The sequence below is a fragment of the Chryseobacterium vaccae genome, from assembly GCF_009602705.1.
Classification (GTDB): domain Bacteria; phylum Bacteroidota; class Bacteroidia; order Flavobacteriales; family Weeksellaceae; genus Chryseobacterium; species Chryseobacterium vaccae.
On the sequence record NZ_VSWH01000001.1, the window covers coordinates 2,551,179 to 2,576,646 of the forward strand.

A 25,468-nucleotide genomic window follows, 5' to 3' on the forward strand; every position below is an offset into this window, starting at 1 on the left:
ATGATTAATAATGTAAAATTTTACTGGGAGGTCCTTCAGGAAACCTTCGCTGAATGGAATAAGTCTTCCGCATCGAAAGATTCGGCAAGTCTGGCCTATTATGCTATTTTTTCCATTCCGGGATTATTGATCATTATTATCTGGATTGCCGGAAATTTCTTTGGTGAAGAAGCGATTCGGGGTGAAATCAGCCATCAGATCGGCGGCATTATGGGAACAGATGTTGCCAAAAGCATTGAAAATATGATCGCCGGTGCCCTGATTGATAAACAGAATATTGTTATGAAAACGGTAGGTGTAGGGTCACTTGTCTATGGTTCCACTACTTTATTTTTCCAGCTTCAGCATTCTCTGAACAGCTTGTGGGATATACAGTCAGCTCCTAAAAAAGCTTTAGTGAAATTTCTTCTGGACAGGGCCAATTCTTTAGGTATGATCCTTATTCTTGGCTTTTTATTAATGATTACAATGATCCTGTCTTCATTAATCAGTGTTTTTAATAAATTAATTACCCAATATTTCGGTTTTGAAACGTATATGCTGGTAGAAACCGTTAATTTCGCAGCAGGATTCGGATTTGTTATGCTCCTTTTTGCGCTGATGTTTAAGGTTCTTCCGGATGTAAAAGTAAGCTGGAGACCCGTATGGAAGGGGGCTTTTCTTACGGCTGTGCTGTTTACTCTGGGAAAATTTTTATTAAGTCTGTATTTCGGAACGGCAAAACCTACTTCCGCTTTTGGAACAGCAGGAACCGTGATCTTAATTATGATGTGGATTAATTATTCCTGTATGCTGGTTTTCTTTGGGGCAGAATTTACTAAAGTCTACGCTTATAAAAAAGGGTATACAATTGTTCCTTCAAAACACGCAAAATGGAGTGATGCCAAATTGTATGAGGAGAGGATGAAAAGAGAGAATGCAGGGGATTTAGGATGATTAGGATATTTAAATAGTGTTTTAATAAAAATAAAAAACCTCCCGAAATCATCAGGAGGTTCATTTTTTTACATTCTGTTTACGGTTCCGATTCCGAGGAGGGCCAGCGATTTTTTGATTGTTTTCGCGGTAAGGTCTGATAAATTCAGACGGAATTTTTTCACCTCTTCATCTTCAAGCTTCAGAATAATATTGCTTTGATAGAACGAGTTATAAGATTTAACCAGATCATAAACATAATTAGCTACTAATGCAGGGCTTAAAGCTTCTGATGCTTTTGCAACTACTGCTTTATAATTGGCAAGAAGCATAATCAGTTCTTTTTCATATTCATTTAAAGCCACTTCTGAAATTTGCGTGTAATCTCCTTCTGCTTTTGACAGTAAAGACTGAATACGGGCATAGGTATAAAGAATAAATGGTCCTGTATTTCCGGAAAACTCTACACTTTCGTCAGGGTTAAACAGCATTTTCTTCTTTGGATCTACTTTCAGCATGAAATATTTAAGAGCCGCCAATCCAATAACTTCATAGGAAGCTTCTTTTTCTTCATCAGAAAGTCCTTCCAGTTTTCCTAATTCTGTGGTAATTGATTTTGCCGTCTCATACATTTCCTGCATCAGATCATCTGCATCTACCACGGTACCTTCACGGGACTTCATTTTTCCTTCAGGAAGTTCTACCATTCCATAAGAAAGGTGATATAAATGGTCTGCCCATTCGTAACCTAATTTTTTCAGGATTTTAAATAAAACCTGGAAATGATAATCCTGTTCGTTTCCAACAGTATAGATCAGTTTCTGAATATCATTATCTTTAAAACGCTCTACTGCTGTTCCTAAATCCTGTGTCATATACACAGAAGTACCATCGGAACGTAACAATAGTTTCTGATCAAGACCTTCATCGGTAAGATCGCACCACACTGAGCCGTCTTCCTTTTTGTAAAGAACTCCTTTGTCAAGCCCTTCCTGAATAAGATCTTTTCCAAGCAGATAAGTATTGCTCTCATATTGAACCTGGTCAAAATCAACTCCTAGTCTCTTATAGGTTTCATTGAATCCTTTGTATACCCAGGAATTCATTTCTTTCCAAAGATCTCTTACCGTTTGGTCACCGTCTTCCCAATCCACAAGCATTTTCTGAGCCTCTTTCATTACTTCGGAAGAAGGTTTGCAGATCTCTTTAAGATTAGACTTTTCAGCTTCAAGTTTACCCTCAGCTTCTAAAACATCTCTGAAAATGGCAAGAAAGGTATTACCCTGTTTTTTGATCAGTTCAGTTTCTTCTTCTTTTACTGATTTTACTACTAAGCCGGGTATTTTAGATAGAAGCAGATCATTTTCCAAAGCGTCCTTTAAATGAATCTCAAACTGGGGATGAAGATTTGAAACTTCGCTATAATCCAGACTGTTGAGCAGTTCTTTTTTATTTGCTTCAAGGGTATCTATTTTATCATTTAAGTTGGCAACTTCTACCTTCTTATTGGTATCAAAAGTGTCAAAGCTATTCTTTCTGAAGTCTTTATAGATCGTATTTACCTGTCTTTTCAGTTCTTTATCAAACTCTACATAATAATTTCCGACAAATTTATCTCCTTTTGTATGGGTTGTTTCCGGAGTTTCTCCATTTCCGAATTTTTCCCATGCCAGCATAGATTTACAGATATGAATTCCTCTGTCGTTAATAATTTGAGTTTTGATAACGTCATATCCAGCTTCTTTTAAAATCTGTGCTACAGAAAATCCTAAAAGATTGTTTCTGATGTGCCCCAGGTGAAGCGGTTTATTCGTGTTCGGTGAAGAGTATTCCACCATTACAGTAGAATTTTTCTTTTCCACAGTATCAAAATCTCTGTTTACGGATCTGAAGTTATCCACAAAAAACTGGTTATTAACTTTAACGTTAAGGAAACCTTTTACCACATTGAAGCTCTCAAACAAGTCTGTCTGCTCCGTTAAGGCCTCACCTAATTCCACCCCGATGCTTTCAGGGTTTTTCTTCAGCTGTTTTACCAGGGGAAATGTAACAATGGTAAAATCGCCTTCAAATTCTGTTTTATTTTCCTGAACTTCCAGATTGATGTCTTTTAACTGATATACATTTAAAATAACCTCCGAAAGTTTTTCTTCTATACTATTTTTAATATTCATGTCTGTAATGATTTTTCCAAAGGCTTATATGGAATCACCTTATCTGATCTCAAAATTTCGAAATACAAATTTAGTGAAATAAAAAAGACTTCATTGACGAAGTCTTTAAATTTTTGAATTAGGGATTAAGGCATCCATCATCCCATCTCCGGTATTCTCTAAGAACAGTATCTAAGATAGCTGAACTCTCAAAAAATGAAAAAGTTTTATTCCATAAAAAAACCACCCGAAGGTGGTTTTATCTATTATAGTTCTCTTTTAAAAACTAAGACAGCTTCATCATTACCAGGCTGATTATCTAAGTTCTTACTATTATCACGAATTCTAAGTTCGGTTGTTGAATAGGTTTTAATTTCCTTTCTCATGGTTTTATCCAGACCTTCTTCATCGGTATATTCAAGAGTCAGAACGTTATATAATTTATCATAAGTCCATTTCCCTGTAAAAGAATCAACAAGCGTACAATCATCTGTAGTAGCTGAAGACTCATACCTATCATAAACTCCTGAGAAGTCATTGTTAATTACGATCAACCCTTTATCCTCACAATCATTCAGCATAATGTTTTTGCCTCTGAATTCATACTTATAGGGTCTCCAGGTTCCGTTGACAGTTACCACTTCATCAACAACACTATTATCACTATCACTGGAGCAGGAAATTACTCCCATTAAAAGAAAAATTCCAATAAAATATTTCATAAAATAAGTTTTTTCGGCAAAATATTTGTCCGACGATTATTAGTTTAGTTTAAAATTTATCCCAAAATATCTTTGTAGATACTTTATCTCCCCCAATTTTAGATGCTGCAGCAGTAACGTTAGCATTGTTCAGAAGGTACTCCTGATCGGAATAAAGCATTCTGATTGGAACGGCTTCCGCTCTGGAGTTTGAAGGATTTACAAATACCGGAAAATCTAGTCTTCTTGCGAAATCCCAAGCCTGGAAACCTTTATTGAACATAGCAATCCAAGCCTGTTCTCCAATAGATTTTTTCCAATTTACCACATCATATGGATTTGCTGCAATATAGGTTGCTGCATTTGCATTACTTACCCCATATTCATCCATTGACGCTTGGATAGCTTGAGTATACAAAGTTGGTGCAGCACCTCCTACGCTAAATCCTCTTTGTGCTGCTTCAGCTCTCAAGAAGGTAATTTGTGTATAATCTAATAAAAATCCCTGAGCATTTTCTCCTGAAATAGCATTTGTAAAGTGAGAGAACTGACCAAACACGTTTTGTCTGGCATATCTGCCTCCTACATAATCACCCCCTATTGTTGTAAACCAAATAGCTCTTCTTGGATCACTTTTAGCATTCATAAAGTTAATTAAAACATCTGAAGGAACAAAATCATTTCTACCAGATTGAATCACGTCCTGATAAACAGGATTAGATAATAACCCTGAAGGGAATGTTTGTAGTCCGAAGTTATCAAGTTTATCAACAAATAAACCACCAGTAAAAGCAGCCTCGGCATATGTTTTAGCCAAAGCAGGTTCAACATCTGCCAGCGTAACAGCCATTTTAAACTTCAAAGAATTTCCCATTTTCTTCCACTTCACCATATCTCCTTTATAGATAAGATCTTTATCATATCCTGTCTCAGAAGTATTAATCAAAGCAAGAGCAGCATCAATTCTTTTAATCAGGTCTAAATAGATTGTCTTAGCATCATCATAAGGAATTTCAGCATTTCCTGGATTTTCAGCGGTTGCCTTTAATGCACCAAAATAAGGGATATCTCCATAAGTATCAACTAAATTAGCCCAGGCATATACATTTACCAATTCAATCATGGCAATGTTATTATTTTTTTGCACAGGACTTCCTCCTTCTGACTCAAGAAATCTTCTTGCATCCCTTAATGCCGATAGTACGCCTGGTGAAGGAACTGTGGCAGAAGAAGATGACATCATACGATTATAATGGTTTCTAGGTATATTCCTGGTTTTGATATCATATCTGGACTCCCCAGTATATGTTGTCTGTGACCATTGCTGAGTAAAAAACCGGGTAACATTACGGTTAACACTAACGTTCAATATCTGGTCAAGCAGAACTTGTTCAGCACTCGCAAAAAGTACACCGGAAGGAACTTCTGTTGGGTGTTTAGGATCTTCATTTAGTGACGTAATTTCTCTTTCACACGAAGTAAAAGCCAGTGCTAATGAAGTAAAACCTATAATTAAAAATATTTTTTTCATTTTTTTAGAATTTTAAAGTTATATCTATCCCTATATCACGAGTGGTAGGTAGCACCCCAATAGACTGTCCTTTGGCAGCTAGTCCATTACCTGTTCCGGCTTCCGGATCAGCGTAAGGCAGGTTTTTATGAATAATCCATAAATTTCGCCCTACGATAGATATTTTTGCATCTCTGATAGATGTATTTGCTAATATTGATTTTGGTAAGCTGTATCCAATACTCGCTTCTCTCAACTTCACATAGGAAGCATCATAAACAAACCTTTTATCTGGCATAACATCGTATCCGTCTACACTTCCTGCACTGGTTGGATCTCCAGCAGGTGTAGTATTAATACTTCCGTTTGGATTGACACCCGGATTCACAAATCCGTTTTCTCTGTAATCAGCTGTCTCTTGGTATAACCCTGTTGCTATTCCATAAGCCATATCCGGAGAATATACATCCCCGCCCTGTTTCATATCAATAAGGAAGCTTAGAGAAAAATCTTTATAGCGGAAGCTGTTTCTTATTCCTCCTACCCAATCAGGGGTAATATTTCCAATTACCTGATTATCATTGATTAAATAATTACCTGTTGTAGCATCTACAATTTTATTCCCATTAGCATCATACTGATAATCTGACCCAACCAAAGCTCCAAATGCTTGTCCTACACGGGCATTCAAAGAAACTCCGTTCTGATAGGTTGCCATTAAGTAGTTTTGAGAATTTCCATTGAGTTTAATTACCTTATTCTCGTTTTTAGACCAGTTGACATTAACATCCCAGGTAAAATTATCGGTTTTGAATGGTGTTCCGTTCAATTGCACTTCTACCCCTTTATTATCAATCTGTCCGGCGTTTACCAGGAATGTTCTATATCCTGTTGCAGAAGAAACCGGTAAATTCATAATCTGATCAAGAGTCTTTGTTTTATAAATAGCCACATCAAATCCTAATCTGTTTCTGAAGAATTGAGCTTCCATTCCAAATTCCACTTCCTTAGACTTCTGCGGCTTTAAATTTGGATTAGCAAGGAAAAATGGTTGATCAAATAAACCTTCACCTCTTGCTTTGAAAGTATTTACTAATCTGTAATTGGTAGTAGAAGAACCTACTTCAGCATAGTTTCCTCTGATTTTCCAGAAGCTTAACCATGGCTGTTTAACAAATTCTGAAAGGATAATAGCTCCTGTAACAGAAGGGTATGAATAGCTATTATTATCTTTTGGCAGGTTAGATGATTGGTCGACACGGAATGTTCCGTCAACAAATAAGAAATTTTTATAACCAAATGATGCTGTCGCATATAAACTTGAAGTCACAAATTTGGCATAATTTTCATCAGGAGGTAATATTGTTCTCACAGAATTAGAGATGGCGAACAAACCAGGCTTTGAAAGGCCTCCTTCTGTGCTCATAAATATATTGTCAATTAAATTTCTTCTCACGTTTCCTCCTGCAATACCACTCACATTCAGATCAGGAGTAATGTCAAATTTGTAATTGGCAAATAAATCAAAGTTCATCTCGGTATTCTTTACATTGGTTCTTGAGTATCCTGAACCTACGTTCAATCCGGATGCACCAAACACCTGAGGTAGGGAGCCGTTCATTAATCTTTCTTCTACAACCATCTGTAAATCATCGTAAGACAGCTTACCTGTAATTCCGAAGTTCTTGGAAACGTCGTATTTTAACTGTGCATAGCTGAATATCCTTGTTCTATCGTCAGACTGGTAACTCTGATATCTTTGAAAATAAGGGTTGTTCCAATATTGTGGTGTTGGATCATCAGATGCCGATCTGTTCCATGAAAAATTGCTATGTCCATTGTTTTCATAGGCATTTCTTAGTGCTACAACATCTACATTCGTTTGCCACCATTGCCTGAAACCTGAAACAATATTATCTGAATACCCTGTTTCATTTCTTCCTTTGGTACCCTGAAGGGTTAACGTTGTGAATACGGAAGCATGAAGTTTGTCTGTAAAGTCGTGGTTAAACTTAGCAGAGATTGTATTTTTTTTCAACTCGGAGTTGGGCATCAGACCATTGGAAAGCATATTTGAATAAGATAAAGACAAGTTGGAAGTCTTGTTTCCTTTTTCAATGGTGATGGAATTAACATATGTGACTGGTGTTTCAAAAAATTTGATCGGGCCGTTTTTAGCGGCTACCCAAGGGGTTGCTTTCCCATAGTTTGGTGATGAAGGATCATATGAATCCCACTGATAAACCAGAAGATTAGGGTTGAAAGCAGGTCCGTAAGAGGCATCATCAACAAAGTTGGCATAATTATATCCTCCAGGTCCCGGATCTTCATTCCAGGATTCTCCTCCATATCCGGCACCATATTTGGTCTGATATTTCGGGAAAGTAGATTTATCAATAAATCCAGCTGTGATTCCGGAAGTTAGAGTAACTCCCCAGCTGCCATCATTACCTCCTCTTCCACTTTTTGTAACGATAAGGATAACCCCATCACTTCCTCTCTCCCCGTATAGAGCAGATGCCGCTGCACCCTTCAGTACGTTAATGGATTCGATATCTTCTTGATTGATATCTGACAGAAAGTTACCATAATCGAATATGGAACCTGCCACAGTATTATTATTTACCGGTGAGCCGTCAATAACAATAAGTGGAGATCCACCGGACAATGATTTGTATCCTCTGATAAGTAGATTGGCAGATCCGCCAAAGTTGTTGTTGGTATTTACCTGAAGGCCGGCTACCTTACCTGAAAGAAGTGATGCTACGTTCCCGGTATTCGTTGTCCCACCGGTTAATTCTGCAGCTTTTACTTCCTCTGAAGCATATCCTAAAGATTTCTTCTCTCTTTTAATCCCGAGTGCGGTTACTACCACACCCTCGATCTCCTTTGCTTTTATGGTATCCTTCTCCTGAGCATGAACTACAGCAATTGAAGAGGATACTACCAAAGCAAGAAGACTTGTTGTTAGTTTCTTCATATCAAATTTATTTTGTGACTGTACAAATTTGTAAAACTTTATTAAAATCACAAAGCAAAATGTGAAAAAAATATCAATTATTCAAAATTTATTATTTTTTACAACTTTTAAATTATTAAATTATGTTAAAATAAAATTATTTAACAAAGACACATCATTTTAGTAATATTTTTTTTCACAATACCACAATGTGTTTTTTATTGATATTATCTATACCCAATATTCATCAATCAACTTAATAACGAGCTGAAATTCATTGCATTAATTCATAAAAACACCCCAAACTCCCATTGATGTGAAAAATAAACAATGTTATGCATATGATTTTTTTCCAATAAAAAACAGTGCAGAGAAGTCTTTACGACACAAAAAAACCGCCCGAAGGCGGCAAAAAAATATGTAAAATTTGTTTATAAAATTAGTTCTTATTCCAAAACGGAGTAAACTGGTTTTTAACGAAAACATCTCCTCCTGACATAGCAGGAACATTAGCTGCATTAGCCGCATATTCCGAGAATGGATAGATCAATCGATATGGTTTATTAGGCTGTTGAGCAGTTACCGCCATTGGTGTCCACGGATATCCTGTTCTGTTATACTCAATAAACATTTCCGTAGGATTGATGTTGGTTAATGCAATCCATTTCTGGGTCATAATCGCCTCAATTTTTTGCTGGGTAGAGCCTGTCCATCCTAGTCCAGGTCTGGCATTGGCAGCAGTTATATATGTATTTGTTGTACTTGCACTTGCTCCCAACCATGTAGCATTAGATCTAATAGCTGCTTCAAACTTAGCTTGTGCCCCAAATGTAAAAATAGCAGGCCATCTCAACGCTGCTTCAGCTTGTAACAGGTTACTTTCGGCACTTGACATCAGTACTCCACCACGTCCGTTGTTTACTTCAATTACATCATCCCAGGTTCCCACAGCTGCAGATCCGGCAAAATTACCTATCCCCAACTTCGAGGTATTTGTATTACTGATAGGTGCTCCCGGCTGGCCAGGGACAGCTCCTTGTCTAATTCCTTTCAACCCGGTAAAAGGAGTTCCATTGGAATCTACAGATGTAACATTGGTAAATAATCTGCTTCTTCTAGGATCTTTTAATCCTGTGAATTTAGAATAATTAGGATCATTCAATATTACATTTCCTTCCAAAGCATTGGCTATGTGTTCTGAAGCAACAACAAGCCCATAGTTTTGAACCTGTGTTCCTGCTGATGTTCTGGCCCAGGTAAGTATATAAGGATTCATTTGATCGTCATTAGAAGCACTATATCCAGGGTTCACTACTACCTCTTCATTAATAAAATCAGCACCAACTAAAGTTTGCAGTTTTGTATCTCTATAAGTAGCCAGATCTCCTGTAACTTTAGACATTCTGATTAGCAACCTTAATTTAATTGTATTTGATAATGCTTTCCATTTATCCATGTCCCCATGAAAAACAATATCTGCAGTATCAGGATCTTCAGCGTTCTCTTCTTCTGCAGCAATAATAGCATTCGCCTCTTCTAGACTGGTAATCAATCTTTTATAAATATCTGAATCCAAATCATATTTGGGTGTCATATTATCTCTTCCTTTGAAAGCTTCTGAATAAGGTGCATTTCCATAAAGATCTACAATATACTGCATATAAAATGCCTTCATAATTTTGGCAATAGCAACATAATTATCTTGTTTGTGATCAGCATTAGCATAGTTCTCGATCTGATTAAAGTTGGCCAGTCTTGGATACAATCCCCAGATTCCCGTATAAAAAGTGTTATCTATTGATCCCAAATTAAACTCTCTGGAAAAAGCACCTCCAAAACTATAGGTATTTCCAGCCCAGCTGTTCATCATCAAGTTTCCAAACTGCACCATTGTTCCAGCCTGTGTCCTATATGCCGTACTGATAGCCCCCGGAAGCATTAGGTCCGGAGTAATCTGTTCTGCCTGTATTGCATTAGGATTATCATTAACATCCAGATAATCATTGGAACAAGAAGCCACGGCTATGCTTAATGCAAGAACTGACAGAGTTGTTAAAAATTTATTCTTTTTCATTTTATTCAATAGTTAGAAAGTTACGTTTAAGTTAAAACCAAAGTTTCTGATCGTAGGGTACTGCCCTGTAGAGGCTAAACCTGCAGCATTTCCACTGGTTGTAGCTGTTTCCGGATCAGCATAGTTTCTGTTGCTCTTTGCATAAATCGCAAAAGGATTTCTGGCATAAACTCCTATAGTCAATGAATTAATAAATGTGCTTTTTAATATTGATTTTGGAATATCATAGCTAAGTGCAATCTCTCTTACTTTAAATGCAGTTCCATCAATTACATGCTCCTCACCCACTCTTCGGAAATTACCATCCGTAAAATAAGCATTGGTACCAAAATAAGAAGGATCGTTTCCTACCGGTGTTGTATTAGGAACATACTGCCCATTAACTAACTGAACTGAGTTAGGAACCACATATCCCTGATTTCTATCAAATGTAGCGGTCTGTTCAAGATGTCCTGCATAGGCTAACAATTCTTTAGAAAGAGGCACAAAACTATTTCCGGTTCTGTAATCAGCAACAGCACTTAATGTGATTCCTTTAAATTTGAATGAAGTACTGAAACCTAAAATATAATCCGGGTTAACTTTTCCTAAGACCTCTAAAGTTGATGTTGTTAAAGGATTACCATTTCGGTCTACAATAATATTTCCATTTGGATCTCTTTGATATTTTGTTCCTTTGATCATTGGGAAATCTTCTCCTACTACAGCATAAATACCTACTGTTGGTCTTGAAATTACATTTAACGGAGTTTCTTCAGAGCCATCTGCTAAGGAAAGAATTTTCGTTCTGTAGGTGGAATATGATCCTCTTACCTTCCATTCAAAATCTTTTGTTTTGATTGGTGTAAAGCCCAGATCCAATTCAAATCCCTGGTTACGGCTATCCCCAATATTGCTTAGAATACTGGAAATTCCTGACGCAGAAGAAGTAGTAACAGAAGTAATCATATTGCTGGTATCATTTCTAAAGACTGATCCTTCAAAAGTAATACGATCATTTAAGAACCCTAACTGCAACCCGGCCTCTTTAGAATTATAGAATTCAGGCTCGATATCGGGAGCATAGAATGAAGTTGTTGGCAGTGATGAAGATAAATTCCCAAAAGGATATCCCGTTGGGAAAGCACCAACACGGTCCAGACCATAAACAGGAATAGTCTGTACATTTCCAACTCTACTCAATGACACTGTTACTTTTGCATAGTTCAATATCTTCCCTTTTAAGCTTGCAAATGCTTTTGTAGGAATAAAAGATCCTCCCACGGAATAATAAGCAAATCCTTTATTGGTAAAAGGTAATTGATTTCCATCAAAATCTCTAGGATTTAAACTGATCAGGGAACTTTTTTCATACCTGAATGTAGTGTTTAAAAATAAATAATCCTTGTAAGCAAGGTCTAGGTTAGCAAACCAGGCATAAGATCTCACTTGGGTTTTACCATTATCCAGTTTATAGAAAGGATCCGGATTAAGGACATTATTGATATGATACCATCCCGGAATTTTAAGATTTGTTCCCCCTACCTGTGTAGAAGATGTTGTATTATCCTGGATATTGTGTCCTACATTAAGCTTCATATTGATATCATCCGTAAGCTCGTAGTCAAAATTAGCCATTAAGTCTCCATAATACCTAAATGAAGAACCTACCGACTTATAATAGCTAGATACTATTGGCTCTCTGGCAAAAGTTCCATCACTTGGAGAGTGCCCATCTAAATATGTTCCAGTACCTTCATATACTCTGTCATAGGCAAATGCATTCAGGTGGCTTTCAGCAATAGAAGATCCTGACGCTATAGTTCCGGCATAAGTAAAGGAGATATTTTTATTTAAATTATATTCAAGATTAATCAATCCGGTGAACATCCTGCTCTTATTGTTATACCTTTCATTATCGATGGTCCAATAAGGGTTTGTAATATACATTGAGTGTCCTGCATCCGGCAGAGAATATCTGAACTGTCTGATATCTACATTGGTAGGCGTCTGTAATAACTGATCATATAACCCCCCTGAAGTTTCAGAAGTACTTAAATCTAAATAGTTAACATTCCCATCAATTCTGAATTTGCCTAATCTTTTCCCCGCTTTTAAAATAAAGTTATTTCTTTTAAGATTATCATTCTCAACTACGAAATCATTTTGTGTTCTGTTGGCTGATAAAAACACATAAGAATCGGATCCTCCCGCAGAAACAGAAACTCCATTTTGGAACAATACTCCTGTTTTAAAGAAATTGCCTACATGGTTTTTCTTTGGCGAAAATGTTGTTCTAAGAAACTGATTATCTGCTTGAGGTAAGCCAACCACCAAATCCTGGCCTCCCAGTGCAGAATTATAAGCAGGTCCCCAGGCAGAGTTCTCATAAGGGGTCCATGTTGTTCCTCCGTATTCTGTAGTATCAAATGCATCTCCAGGCCATCCTTGTCCATATAGTTTCTGGAAAATAGGTAATTTGTACACTGAAGAAAAATCTACAGAGTTCGTTAATGAAATTTGTAATTTTTCTGACCTTGACCCTCTCTTGGTGGTTACAACCAAAACCCCGTTACTTCCTTTTTCTCCATATAGAGCAGCTCCCTGCATTCCTTTGATCACGTTAATATTCTCAATAATTTCAGGAGGAAGATTTTGGAAAATCCCCATTGTGGAAATTACACCATCAATGACAACCAACGCCTGGTTATTTCCGGAAATTGATCTTGGACCTCTTAAAACTACTCTTGCCGTAGAGTTAACAGAGTTATTGGTTGTGTTAATCTGCAAGCCCGAAACTTTTCCCGTAAGAGCCTGAACCGCATTTGGGTTATTCGCCTGAGTAATTTCAGCAGCATTCACTACCTGATTGGAAGAGGTAACAGCATCCTGTCTTTTCTTGATACCTAATGCTCCTGTTACAACTACTTCCCGGATCTCGGTAGTTCTCAACGTATCACCTTGTTCAGTATTTTGTGCATTGGCTACTGCAAAAGATGAAGTCAGAACTATAACTAAAACACTTGTAGTTAATTTCTTCATAGTTAGTTAATTATTTTTATGATTTACAAATATGTAAAAGTTTCTTAAAAAGAAAAAATTTTTAGTTAAAAAGTTTTAATTTAATATAATTATACATAATAAAATTAAAATATATTTATGATTTATCAATAAAAAAAACAATACGTTAAATACTTAAAAAACTCAATATTTATCAACATTACAATTATTCACCCAAAATGAAACATTATATCTATAAATCACCAATTCGAAAATACAACCTGCATTTTTATAGAATTTATAATTTCATTACTTTTACATGCATTCTATACAAATACTATTCATGGAATTATTGCAAAAATGGACAGACCTCTATATTGAGGCAGGGTGTGATGAAGTAGGAAGGGGATGCCTAAGCGGACCTGTTGTTGCAGCAGCCGTTATTCTGGATGACAGCTTTAAGCAGGACCTCGTTAATGATTCGAAAAAACTTACGTTTAAAACAAGAATGGATCTGGACAGCTATATAAAAGATAACGTGAAAAGCTACGCTATTGCTGAACTTCCTCCTTCATTCATTGATGAACACAACATCCTTAATGCGAGCATCCATGCTATGCACCGAGCTTTGGATCAATTAACCATAACCCCTGAACTGATCCTTGTTGATGGAAATAAATTTCATCCATACAATTATATTCCTCATCAATGCATCATTAAAGGAGATTCAAAAGTTTTATCTATTGCGGCGGCCTCTATCTTAGCAAAGAACTATAGAGATAAGCTGATGATAGAGCTTCACGAGGAACATCCTGAATACGGCTGGAAAACCAATTTCGGTTATGCTACTAAAGCCCACCAACAAGCTCTTATCAAACACGGCCCAACAAAATACCACCGTCAGTCTTTCAGATTGAAGTACGATTAAAACAAAAACGGACCTCCATTTAAACTGGAGGTCCGTTTATAAACAAAAAAAAGAGAAGCAGATTTTGCTTCTCTTTTTTATATAGATTATTTCTTTTTATTTCTCTGCTGCTCCTGAGCTTTTTGCTGCTCCTGAGCCTTTTCCATCATCTCACGCATTCTCTTCTGGAATTTCCCTTCAGTCTTAGGCTTTTCTTTATTAGCCTGAATCTGTGCATGAATTTTCTTCTCATCCAGAATCCAGTATTTAATTACCAGAATGATCAGGATGTTAATGGCATTCGATACAAAATAATACCATGAAAGACCGGATGCTGATGTATTTAAGAAGAACAGGAATGTAATCGGGAAGATATACATTAATACTTTCATGTTTGGCATTCCTTCCTGTTGAGGCTGCTGCATATTTCCAGAAGTCATTACCGTATAGATAAGAATCACCACTGTACACGCCAATGCGAAAACACTTAAATGATCTCCAAGGAATGGAATTTTAAACGGAAGCTTAATCAAATCATCATAAGCGGTAAGGTCTTTTGCAAACCAGAATCCTTGTCCTCTCAGATCGATAAAGTTCGGGAAGAAACGGAATAAGGCATAGAAAATAGGGATCTGCACCAATGCCGGAAGACATCCTGCCATCTGATTTACGCCTGCTTTTCTGTAGATTTCCATCGTAGCCTGCTGCTTCTTCATTGGATCTGCATCTTTCAGCTTTGCATTTACCTCATCAATTTCGGGACGGATCACTTTCATCATCGCACTTAATTTGTGCTGCTTATACATGATTGGTGAAAGGATCAGCTTTACAATAATAGTCATTAAGAAGATTACCCAACCCGCTGTTAATCCCCATTCTGCGATAATATTGTACATCGGCATAAAGAATCCTCGGTTCATCCAGCCAATGAAAGACCATCCCAAAGGAAGAATTTCGTCGAAGTTTTTGTCGTAAGATTTCAATAGCGGTAAATCCAATGGCATGAAGTACCAGGTAAAATCCTGATTCAGTTCACTGCCTGTCATTTGAACAAATCCTTCAAAATTCAATTTCTTCAGGTATTCCCCCTCTTCAATATTTTCCTGGTTTCCTTTACTGTGTGTAAAACCATTTTTAGCTTCAATTACAGAAGAGAAGAACTGCTGTTTTACTCCAATCCAGTTAAGGGTTTCTTTTTCTTCTTCCATGGTTGTTCTTCCATCATAATCATAGTCTTTATAATTATTGAAAGCATAGGAGAATTCCGAGTGAGACTGCTCCTGAGCTCTACCCTTTTCTAAATTTCTTACACTGTAATCCCAGATGAAATCTGCTTTATTGTCAGCGGTAACATTAGCGAGGCCTTGTGTTCTTACTTTAAAATCCAGAGTATATTTTGGAAGCAGCGTATAAACGAACTGAATAACAGCTCCGTTATAATTAGCTGTCATTGTTACAGCATTACCATTTACCGCAGGAGAGAAAACTAAATCTTTAGTATTGATAACTTTTCCCGTTTTATCCTTAAACTGGAAACCGTAGTTTGAATTATTTTTATTGATCAGGTAAAGCGGAAGATCTGCTTTATCTGTTTTATGATCGTATGCTTTATATTCCGAAAGCTGTACTTTAGAAACCTGCCCTCCCAGACTTGAGAATTCAACATTCAATTCTTTATTGGACAGAGCTGCTGTCTGAATTGCGTTCGGAGTGACATTTGGATTGATATTGCTGGCCTGAGTCTGTTTTACGGCATTTTTCACCTGTTCAGTTTTCTGCTGTTGGGCTTTCAACTGCTCTTCTTTCGACTGTTTGTTCTGGAAATAGAACATCGCACCGAAGAGAATCAGGCATAAAACCGCGAAACTAATCATTTGACTTTTATCGATTCCGTTGTTTTGTTGCATTTTATTTTTATTAAAAATTTTAAACTTTAATCCGTAATAATAATATTACTTTTTTGAGCTGACAAAAATACTGTTTTTTTATCAAAACTCTATGCTTTACTGCGTTACTATATAATAAACTCAAGCTGAGAATAATCAGCCTGAGTTTATATGTAGACGTTTATGATAAAAAATTACCTTACTTCTTTATTTTTTTTCACAAGCTTTGATGAAAGCTCTGAATAAAGGATGCGGTGTTGCTACCGTACTTTTGTATTCCGGGTGGTACTGCACTCCTACATAGAAAGGGTGTTCAGGCAGCTCAAGGGCTTCTACCAATCCGGTTTCAGGATTCGTACCTGTTGCCAGGAAACCGTTCTTTTCAAATTCCTGAAGATAGTCACTGTTGAATTCATAACGGTGACGGTGTCTTTCGGAAATATTTTTGTTTCCGTAGATTTCAGATAATTTAGAACCGTTTTTCAAAGCACATTTCCATGCTCCCAGACGCATTGTTCCTCCTTTGTCTATTACATTTTTCTGCTCTTCCATCAATGAAATTACAGGATCAGGAGTTGCAGTATCAAATTCTACAGAATTGGCTTTGGTATGTCCAAGAACATTTCTGGCAAATTCAACAGTCATGATCTGCATTCCTAAACAGATTCCAAGCATCGGAATTTTATTTTCTCTGGCGTATTTCGCCGTAAGAATTTTTCCTTCAATTCCTCTGTCTCCGAATCCCGGAGCTATAAGAACACCATTTACCCCTTTCAGAGTTTCCTTAATGTTATCTTCTGTAATATCACCGCTGTATACCCATCTTACTTTTACTTCAGTTTCAAGATCCGCACCGGCATGTTTAAATGCCTCAGCAATAGAAATATAGGAATCCTGTAAAGAAACATATTTTCCTACCAGGGCAATTTCTACTGTTTTCTTAGGATTCTGGAATTTTTTAAGGAAATTTTTCCAGTCTTTAAGATCTGCATCTTTATCGCTTTTCAGATCCAGCTCTTTCAATACTACATCATCAAAGTTCTGCTTCTGAAGATACATCGGAACCTCATAGATGGTTTCCATATCTTTACATTCAATCACGTTTTCCAAAGGAACATTACAGAATTGGGCCAGTTTCGATCTCTGATCTTTTGGTATTTTATGTTCTGTTCTGCAAACTAAAACATCTGCCATAATTCCGCTTTCCATCAACTGACGAACGGAATGCTGTGAAGGTTTTGTTTTCAATTCACCGCTTGAAGCCAGGTAAGGAAGCAATGTCAAATGGATTACCATAGAATTGCTTTCACCCAATTCCCATTTCAGCTGGCGAACGGTTTCAATGTAAGGAAGAGACTCAATATCTCCTACAGTTCCTCCAATCTCTGTAATGATGATATCGTAGTTCTGTTTTGAAAGGATCTTGATTCTGCGCTTGATCTCATTCGTGATATGAGGAATTACCTGAACTGTTTTTCCAAGGAAGTCTCCTTTTCTTTCTTTTTCAATTACAGTCTGATAGATTTTCCCTGTGGTAACGTTGTTGTTTTGGGAAGTAGGAGCATCAAGATAACGCTCGTAGTGACCTAAATCCAGATCCGTCTCCGCACCATCTTCGGTTACATAGCATTCTCCGTGTTCATAAGGATTCAGTGTTCCTGGGTCGATGTTGATATAAGGATCTAGTTTTTGGATCGTTACATTAAAACCGCGTGATTTTAGTAGAAGTCCCAGAGAAGCAGACACGATTCCTTTTCCCAAAGATGAAGTTACACCTCCTGTCACAAAGATGTATTTTGTATTCTTTTTACTCATTAGATTAGGTTTGTGCAAAGTTAGGGGAAAAAGAAATACAAAGCAATTTTTTACATTTTGAAAATTGAAAATCCCCCTTTCAATCATTATGAATACTGATTAAAAAATTTATCTATATTTGATCTCAGCAAATGACAAAAAGCCATAACAACCATGATTTCGGTATATAAACTCAAACCCAGATTTCAGCAGCTGCTCACTCCGGTTCTGTTATTTTTACATAAAAACAAGATTACAGCCAACCAGATTACCATCAGCTCTGTCCTGTTATCTGTAGTGATCGGAATTCTGTTCTGGAATGCTGACATTTCAAAATGGTTTTTCCTGAGTCTTCCAATCGGACTTTTAATAAGAATGGCACTGAATGCATTAGACGGAATGATGGCCCGGAAATTCAACCAGACCAGCAAACTGGGTGAAGTTCTGAATGAAGTAGGTGATATTGTTTCAGACGTCATTATATTTTTCCCGTTGATTAAATTTCAGCCGGAAAGTCTATACTTAATCATTGTTTTTATTATTTTAAGTGTTATCAATGAATTTGCAGGGCTGATAGGAAAAGTAGTTGGGAAAGAGCGCCGTTACGACGGGCCGATGGGGAAAAGTGATCGTGCCCTTATTTTAGGATTATATGGACTTCTGGTTTTCTTTAGCGTTGATATTTCAGGGTTATCTGTTTATATCTTCGGGTTGATTATAGCCCTTCTCCTCATCAGCACTTATACCCGTTTAAAGAAATCACTGCATGAAGCCTGAAGAAAATAAATTTGCAGATGTTCCTTTGAGAGTAAAGACATGGGGGTATATCATCGCTGTTTTTACCCTCGGAATATCACATCCTACAGCCATGAAAATTTTCGTTTCATGGATTGGTTTTCAGTGTTTTTTTGAGTTTCTGGGACTTTTTAAAATTGAATCACAGCGTTTATCAACATCTGTATTTTTAGGTATTTCTCAATTTATCCTGCTTTACTTTTTTAATATCAATGATTATCTTTTGTACAGCACTGCTTTGGCTTTTATCATTTTACTCTATTTTATTTTGTTAAAAAAGTCTGCTGTACAAATCTCAGGAGTATTTATGGCTCTTTTAATATGTCTTTTTGTTTTTCCGCATTTATTATTCATTCGAAAAATGAGTTCAGGGTTCAATTCTATTATCTTTTTAGTGGTTGTTACAGAACTGAATGATGTCTTTCAATATCTGATGGGGAAATTCTTCGGAAAACATAAGATTACTCCTAAAATCAGTCCCAACAAGACATTGGAAGGTTTTATAGGAGGGGTATTTCTTACCATTATATTAAGCAATATTCTTGGATTTTTTATTCTGAAAACAGATTTTTTCATCAACACAATATTGGGTCTGATTCTTGGAATTTCCGGATTCTTTGGTGATGTTCTGATGTCTTATCTGAAAAGAAAAGCAGGCGTAAAAGATACCGGAACGCTTCTTCCCGGGCACGGCGGACTTTTGGACAGGATGGACAGCCTGATCTTCAATGCTCCTCTTTTTTTCTGGATCCTTCCCATTCTCCTAAAAAGTTAAGCCATGAATGGAAAATTTGAAAAAGCTTTGATATTCTCAGGAGGCGGAACAAGAATGATGATCTACCTCGGAATGTATGCTGCACTGGAAGAACTGGATATGAAACCCGATGTTCTGATCGCCACATGCGGAGGAGCTTTTGCAGCTGCGGTTATTAATGCTTTTCCTGATCATCTTTCCCGAAAGAACTATCTGAAATCAGAGGAATATTTCCGGTTTGTAACCAATACCGTTTTAACACAGCATAAAAAACTTTCAAAAATCGGACTTTTTACGCTGAAAAAAATACTAGACACAAGGAACGCCCCTTATATTGAAGATGTTTTCAACCGGTATCTTGTTGAAATGCATCAGGATCTATCTACAAATTTCCCCACCTTAAAAAACATTTCATTCTCAAAAGAAATCCCGACTTTAATCATCGGCTCAGAAATTCTTTTTACTCCGGAAGAAACCGGGCAACCCCGAAATAACAGAAAACTGTATCAAAAAATAATTTTCACCGATACAGAAACCGCCGATAAAATCATTCCCGAACAGATAATTATTAATTCATCTAATTTTAAAAACAGTACAATTACAGAACTTCCTCTGGTAAAAACAGATGTTTCTCTTCTTGAAAGTGTGAGAATCTCCGTTTCCGATATGTTTTATGTAGCTCCAGCTTTTCTTCAGGGAAAATATTTTGCCGGAGGAGCTGTTGATCTTATTCCGGTTGAACTGGCCAGACATCTCGCTAATATTGTAATCACGGAAAAAAAACAATCGTATACCCTAGCGGAAGAAGCATTAGTACGTTCCGTTTTTGGATTGAGCGGAAATAAACGTCTTTCAGAAGTCCAAAGCATGCATCCTGATTTTCAAATTGATACCCTTACCATCAAAGAGAGCCTGAAAGGACATTATCTGAAGAAAAACATCAACTGGAGTAAATTTGAAATTGGATTTTCTTTTCCACAAACGCATCAGCAGTTTAAGGAAGACATGGAAAAGCAATGGCAGTATGGTTTTGACCAGACGATGAAAAGCATGAGAAGGTAAATAGGGTTTCTCTTTTATATTTTGGCTAAAACTGTTGAAAATTTTATTTTTTTGCGAGCCAGAAACAATAAAATTCACGCAAAGATTTCTATTTATACCGCTGATTTTAGAGAGCAAAGAAATGCGACTTTATCGCTGATGAAGCTAATGGTTAAAACGCTCGCTTTATCGAATCAACTTTATTGACTCTACTCTTTGCTCACTTAAAATCATATTGCCTATAAATTGGCACTTTGCGTTTAAGAAAAACCTTATCTATTTATTTATCTGTTAAGGCTTATTATATCTGGTTATATAAAAATTTACACTCTTACATTTACCAAAATTTATTAAAATTCGTTGGTTTGGCAGATAAAATTTATTTTTACGTAATATTGAACATCACAAAAGGCTTATGAACATTTTTATTGCAGGCGGAACTTCCGGTATAGGCTATGCGCTGGCAAGTCATTACCTTTCAAAAGGCCACTATGTAGGGGTTTGCGGAAGAGATCTGTCCAAAATACCTGAAAATAATAATGATGAGAGTTTAAAATCATTTCAGGCAGATGTTTGTGATTTAAATTCAATTTTATCCACATTGGAACTGTTTCTTGTGGATAACCATAATCTTGATATTTTCATCAACTGTGCAGGAAGCTATGCAGAAGATGTTGCCGGAAGAATTTCCTATGAAGAAGCAGAAGCAATGCTGCAAACCAACATTCTGGGAACGGTGAATGGTTTTGAAGCAGCAAGAAGAATGATGAAGGGGCAAAACAAAGGTAGTATTGCGGTTATTGCCTCTGTTTCAGGGATATTGAATTATGAAAATTCAAGTCTTTATACCAAAACAAAACGTTCGGTGATTCAGGTTGCGGATGCCTACAGAAGAGCCTTGAAACCTTTTGGAATTTCTGTAACGACTATTGCGCCCGGCTATGTGGACACTGAAAAATTAAGACAGCTCAATCATCATGATTTGAGCAAAAAACCTTTTCTCACAGATGTTAATACTGCCGTTTCCGTAATTACCCAAGCGATAGAACGCAAAGTAAATTTCATTATTTTTCCTTCAAAAATGAAATGGATGATGAAATCCTTATCCGTTCTCCCTTCTTCGTTCCTTAATCTAATCATGTTCAGGAAAGCCAAATGGATGAAAAACGACTGAAAATAGAGCAAAAATTTTCGGCTTTTATACTTTGTGCCATTGTTTTTACAGTAGTATACAATTATACAGCCTTGCATCTTTCAAAGCAGGAAGCAATTCCTTCATTTGTTTTTGATTTTGAAAAATATATTCCGTTCCTGCCATGGACAATCATTCCTTACATGACCAGTGGATTATTTTTCGTCCTGGTATTTTTTCTTTGTAAAAATAAGGAACAGCTTACAGCTCTCACCTACAGAATACTTTTTGTAACCATTATGGCTGGGATTTGCTTCCTATTGTTCCCATTGAAATTTTCTCTGGAAAAACCTCCAACAGATCGTTTCTTACTGGGCTACCCTTTCCGGTTTTTAGAAATCTTTGATTCTCCGTTTAATCAGGCACCATCATTGCATATTGCCTATGCGTTTATTTTTTGGCCGGTTCTCAGAAACGTAAAAAAACTGCGCACTTTTTTTATGCTGTGGCTCCTCTTGCTTGGACTTTCTACCCTTACCACATATCAGCATCATTTTATTGATATCCTATCAGGATCAGTTCTTGCTCATTTCAGTTTTATCCTCTTTCCCTATCGTAAAAATGATTTTCGATACCGGAACTTCCAAATCGCCAATTTTTATTTTCTGTCGGGATGGATCATGGCTTCAGCAGCATTCATACTCTACAAAAACTCTGGTGCTACAGGATTGCTGATACTTTGGCCTGCTATTATGTCAATTGTAATAGGTTATCATTATCAAAAAAATACTGTCCGCTTTTTAAAAGATAAAAATGGAATTATTTCTTTGTGGAGAAAAGTTTTTTACGCTCCATACCTTATGATATACTGGGTATTATGGAGGTTTTTCCGAAAAAACAAAAAGCCCTTACTGATTGCTCCGGGTATTTATATTTCATCAAGACCTGGTTACAAGGATCTTTCTTATTTTAACATCAACAATCACACTATAATCTACGATCTGTCTGCAGAAATGGAGGAAATTTCTAAATTGAAAGTATTACCCGGCTATCATTCTGCTCCATTCCTGGATATTGGGATTCCTGATATTGAACAGGCCAGAACATTAATTGCAGAAATCACAGAACATTATAAAAAACTTCCTGAAGACGGGCAAATCCTCATCCACTGTACCATGGGCTTTACCAGAAGTTCGATGGTAGGAATTCTGGTAATGAAAAATATTTTATCTTTACCTTTAGAGGAAGCAATAACCACAATGAAAGCCCTGAATAAGAATGCTGTCATTCATCCTTATCTTCAGGAGTTTCTGAAAAAAAATTAAATTATGAACAGCGGACATTTTAAAAGTTTTGGCAACAGTCCTATTTTCTACCGTGAATGGAATTATCAGCCCGGCCAGAAAAGCATCATTATCATCCACCGGGGACACGAGCATTCAGAAAGGCTGAATGATATTGCACAGGCTCCACAATTTTCAAAATACAATATTTTTGCCTTCGATCTTCGCGGGCACGGCCATACAGAAACCAAAACCTCATCTGTTTTTATGGATTACGTGAGGGATCTGGACTCATTTTCCAAATTTATCATATCAGAATATGGTATCAATATCTCTGATATATTTATTGTCGCCAACAGTATCGGCGGGGTTGTTGCTTCAGCCTGGGCCCATGATTTTGCACCGGCTATTGCAGGAATGGCTCTTCTGGCCCCTGCTTTCAGAATTAACCTTATTGTTCCTTTAGCTAATGAAATGATCACGCTGGGAACCAAGCTTAAAAAAGGGCTAATCATTAAAAGCTATGTAAAATCTAAAATGTTAACCCATGATCCCGTTCAGCAGAATGCCTACGATACAGATCCGCTGATCTCAAGATCTATAGACGCAGAACTTCTTATTGACCTGGCCAAAGCCGGAAAGCGCCTGGTAGAAGATGCTACAGCCATAGATACCCCAACATTGATTTTGGCTGCAGAAAAAGATCATGTGGTGTTCAATAAAGATCAGAAAATCTTCCATGACCGCCTGGATACGGACCTGAAAAATTATGAAGTCCTGCCCGGATTCTTCCATGGTATTTTATTTGACACCGGAAAAGAAAAAGTTTATGATAAGATCGCAGATTTTGCGGAAAAATCTTTTAGTAAAACTCAAAAATCAGCCTCTCTTTCTCCCGATCCGTTTTCATTAAAAGAATATGAAGATCTTAAAAATAATGTAGGCAATAACCTAAATTTTAAGCTTCAGAAAATGTCTCTGGGAAAAATCGGAAATATAAGCAATGGGATGGCCATCGGTCTGAAATACGGTTTTGATTCCGGAGCTTCACTGGATTATGTTTACCAGAATCAGCCGGACGGAAAATTCGGTTTTGGTAAAATGATGGATAAGAATTACCTCAATGCCATCGGCTGGAAAGGGATCCGTATCAGAAAACAGCACCTGATTCAGCTTTTGGAACAGAACATCAAGTCTCTGAAACAGGAAGGCAGAAAGATCAAAATTCTTGACATTGCCGGCGGAACAGGAAATTATTTATTCGATATCAAAGAAAAATATCCCGATGCTGAAATCGTGATCAATGAATTTGTAAAAAGCAATATTGAGATCGGTGAAAAAGTAATTCGTGAAAAAAACTATCAGAACATCCGTTTTACCAATTTTGACTGCTTTGATCCTGAAACGTATCACCAACTGGATTTTGAACCGAATATCACCATTATTTCCGGGATCCTAGAACTTTTTGGTGATAATGAAGCAGCTTCCAGAGCAATCCGTGGAGCGGTTTCCATTTCTGAAAAGAATTCTTTTGTTGTTTACACGGGACAGCCGTGGCATCCGCAGCTGAAAATGATTGCTTATGTTCTGAACAATCATCAGAATAAAGACTGGATCATGAGAAGGCGTTCGCAGAAGGAACTCGACAGAGTTATGGTTTACAATGGAGTACGGAAAGAGAATATGCTGATTGATGATTTTGGAATCTTTACGGTTTCCTCCGGTAAAGTTAATTTTTGAATCTTTGCAGAGCCATTGATCAATGAAAATATTCCTGAATTTAATAACTTGAACAGCCCTGGATTTCTCAGATGACACAGATTTTTGCGGGTATTTTTTTAATACAAAACCATAGAGATCCTCTTTATTTTTTTAACAAGAAACATCTGAGAAATTTGTGAGATCTGTGAGAGCCATCAATACGATTTGAATACCATTAAATTGAGTAATACCTCCAAATAAAAAAGGTTTTCCAGTTATCTGAAAAACCTTTTTATTAATAAGTTGTATGAATTACTGTTTCACCAGCTCAAAATATACGTTTACGTCTACATCTTTGGCAACACCTGCTCCTGTAGGATCATATTTGATGTCATAGTCAAGACGGTTAATGGTAAATTTAGACTGGATTCCCATCACTTCTTTTCCTTTCTGGTTTTTGGTGATCCCTCCCAATGTTACCGGAACACTGATATCTTTTATCACTTCTTTAATTCTTAGTTTTCCTTTTAAAATATACCCGTTTTTATCCTTGGTAATAGACGAGCTGAAGAATGTTATTTCCGGGTACATTTCACCATCAAAAAAATCTTTGCTCTTAAGGTGGGTATCTCTCATTTCCACACCGGTATTAATGGAATTCACCTCTACCGCAAAATTGAAAGAGGCGTTATCCAGGTTGGCTCCCTCTGTGGTTATTTTTCCACTAAATTTATCAAAACGTCCCTGCACAAAACTGATTCCCATATGCTTGATATTGAAATTAACAGAAGAGTGCATTGGGTCCACTACCCATCCGTTCTGGGCAAATCCCACAATGCTTAACAACGTAAATACGAAGGATAAAAATACTTTTTTCATTATAA

17 protein-coding genes are annotated in these 25,468 nt (G+C 36.8%); 8 read left to right on the plus strand and 9 right to left on the minus strand.

Going from position 1 to position 25,468, the window contains the following annotated elements; genetic code table 11:
* Entirely contained in the window at positions 1 to 936 is a 936-nt protein-coding gene (locus tag FW768_RS11575; RefSeq protein ID WP_153395565.1) for a YihY/virulence factor BrkB family protein, read from the plus strand.
* 68 nt (positions 937 to 1,004) lie between these two features.
* On the opposite strand, the gene argS is transcribed toward FW768_RS11575, so the two are convergent.
* The 6 genes from argS to FW768_RS11605 all read right to left on the minus strand — a co-directional run bounded on the left by argS (position 1,005) and on the right by FW768_RS11605 (position 13,333).
* Complete coding sequence (argS, locus tag FW768_RS11580) at positions 1,005 to 3,089, minus strand: arginine--tRNA ligase (protein WP_153395567.1); 2,085 nt, start codon at positions 3,087 to 3,089, stop codon at positions 1,005 to 1,007.
* A 245-nt stretch (positions 3,090 to 3,334) separates the two neighbouring features.
* Entirely contained in the window at positions 3,335 to 3,790 is a 456-nt protein-coding gene (locus FW768_RS11585) for a lipocalin-like domain-containing protein (protein WP_153395569.1), read from the minus strand.
* A gap of 49 nt (positions 3,791 to 3,839) precedes the next feature.
* The gene (locus tag FW768_RS11590; protein WP_153395571.1) at positions 3,840 to 5,300 is read right to left on the minus strand and encodes a SusD/RagB family nutrient-binding outer membrane lipoprotein; all 1,461 of its coding nucleotides are present in this window, start codon (positions 5,298 to 5,300) and stop codon (positions 3,840 to 3,842) included.
* A gap of 4 nt (positions 5,301 to 5,304) precedes the next feature.
* On the minus strand, positions 5,305 to 8,259 hold the full coding sequence (locus tag FW768_RS11595; protein ID WP_153395573.1) for a SusC/RagA family TonB-linked outer membrane protein: 2,955 nt from the start codon (positions 8,257 to 8,259) through the stop codon (positions 5,305 to 5,307).
* 418 nt (positions 8,260 to 8,677) lie between these two features.
* Entirely contained in the window at positions 8,678 to 10,312 is a 1,635-nt protein-coding gene (locus tag FW768_RS11600) for a SusD/RagB family nutrient-binding outer membrane lipoprotein (RefSeq protein WP_153395575.1), read from the minus strand.
* 12 nt (positions 10,313 to 10,324) lie between these two features.
* Positions 10,325 to 13,333 carry a SusC/RagA family TonB-linked outer membrane protein gene (locus FW768_RS11605; RefSeq protein WP_153395577.1) on the minus strand — a complete coding sequence of 1,003 codons (3,009 nt, stop codon included), beginning with the start codon at positions 13,331 to 13,333 and terminating at the stop codon, positions 10,325 to 10,327.
* Positions 13,334 to 13,634: 301 nt separating this feature from the next.
* Here FW768_RS11605 and FW768_RS11610 point away from each other — a divergent pair, with 301 nt between their 5' ends.
* Positions 13,635 to 14,219 carry a ribonuclease HII gene (locus FW768_RS11610; RefSeq protein WP_153395579.1) on the plus strand — a complete coding sequence of 195 codons (585 nt, stop codon included), beginning with the start codon at positions 13,635 to 13,637 and terminating at the stop codon, positions 14,217 to 14,219.
* 86 nt (positions 14,220 to 14,305) lie between these two features.
* Here the strand turns inward: FW768_RS11610 and yidC are convergent, their stop codons facing one another.
* Positions 14,306 to 16,105 carry a membrane protein insertase YidC gene (yidC, locus tag FW768_RS11615; RefSeq protein ID WP_153395581.1) on the minus strand — a complete coding sequence of 600 codons (1,800 nt, stop codon included), beginning with the start codon at positions 16,103 to 16,105 and terminating at the stop codon, positions 14,306 to 14,308.
* A gap of 186 nt (positions 16,106 to 16,291) precedes the next feature.
* Entirely contained in the window at positions 16,292 to 17,899 is a 1,608-nt protein-coding gene (locus FW768_RS11620; RefSeq protein WP_153395583.1) for a CTP synthase, read from the minus strand.
* A 153-nt stretch (positions 17,900 to 18,052) separates the two neighbouring features.
* Here FW768_RS11620 and FW768_RS11625 point away from each other — a divergent pair, with 153 nt between their 5' ends.
* The 6 genes from FW768_RS11625 to FW768_RS11650 all read left to right on the plus strand — a co-directional run bounded on the left by FW768_RS11625 (position 18,053) and on the right by FW768_RS11650 (position 24,623).
* Positions 18,053 to 18,655: a CDP-alcohol phosphatidyltransferase family protein gene (locus tag FW768_RS11625; RefSeq protein ID WP_153395585.1), complete on the plus strand. Its 603-nt coding sequence runs from the start codon at positions 18,053 to 18,055 to the stop codon at positions 18,653 to 18,655.
* Positions 18,645 to 19,448 carry a phosphatidate cytidylyltransferase gene (locus FW768_RS11630; protein ID WP_153395587.1) on the plus strand — a complete coding sequence of 268 codons (804 nt, stop codon included), beginning with the start codon at positions 18,645 to 18,647 and terminating at the stop codon, positions 19,446 to 19,448. Before FW768_RS11625 ends, FW768_RS11630 begins: the two co-directional genes overlap by 11 nt.
* 3 nt (positions 19,449 to 19,451) lie before the next feature.
* On the plus strand, positions 19,452 to 20,489 hold the full coding sequence (locus tag FW768_RS11635; protein WP_153395589.1) for a patatin-like phospholipase family protein: 1,038 nt from the start codon (positions 19,452 to 19,454) through the stop codon (positions 20,487 to 20,489).
* Positions 20,490 to 20,883: 394 nt separating this feature from the next.
* Entirely contained in the window at positions 20,884 to 21,642 is a 759-nt protein-coding gene (locus tag FW768_RS11640; protein ID WP_153395591.1) for an SDR family NAD(P)-dependent oxidoreductase, read from the plus strand.
* Positions 21,624 to 22,925, plus strand: coding sequence for a phosphatase PAP2 family protein (locus FW768_RS11645; protein WP_153395593.1), 1,302 nt, complete (start codon positions 21,624 to 21,626; stop codon positions 22,923 to 22,925). The genes FW768_RS11640 and FW768_RS11645 overlap by 19 nt, the downstream gene beginning before the upstream one ends.
* 3 nt (positions 22,926 to 22,928) lie before the next feature.
* On the plus strand, positions 22,929 to 24,623 hold the full coding sequence (locus tag FW768_RS11650) for a bifunctional alpha/beta hydrolase/class I SAM-dependent methyltransferase (RefSeq protein ID WP_153395595.1): 1,695 nt from the start codon (positions 22,929 to 22,931) through the stop codon (positions 24,621 to 24,623).
* A 273-nt stretch (positions 24,624 to 24,896) separates the two neighbouring features.
* On the opposite strand, the gene FW768_RS11655 is transcribed toward FW768_RS11650, so the two are convergent.
* Entirely contained in the window at positions 24,897 to 25,463 is a 567-nt protein-coding gene (locus FW768_RS11655) for a YceI family protein (protein ID WP_153395597.1), read from the minus strand.
* Positions 25,464 to 25,468: the final 5 nt, after the last annotated feature.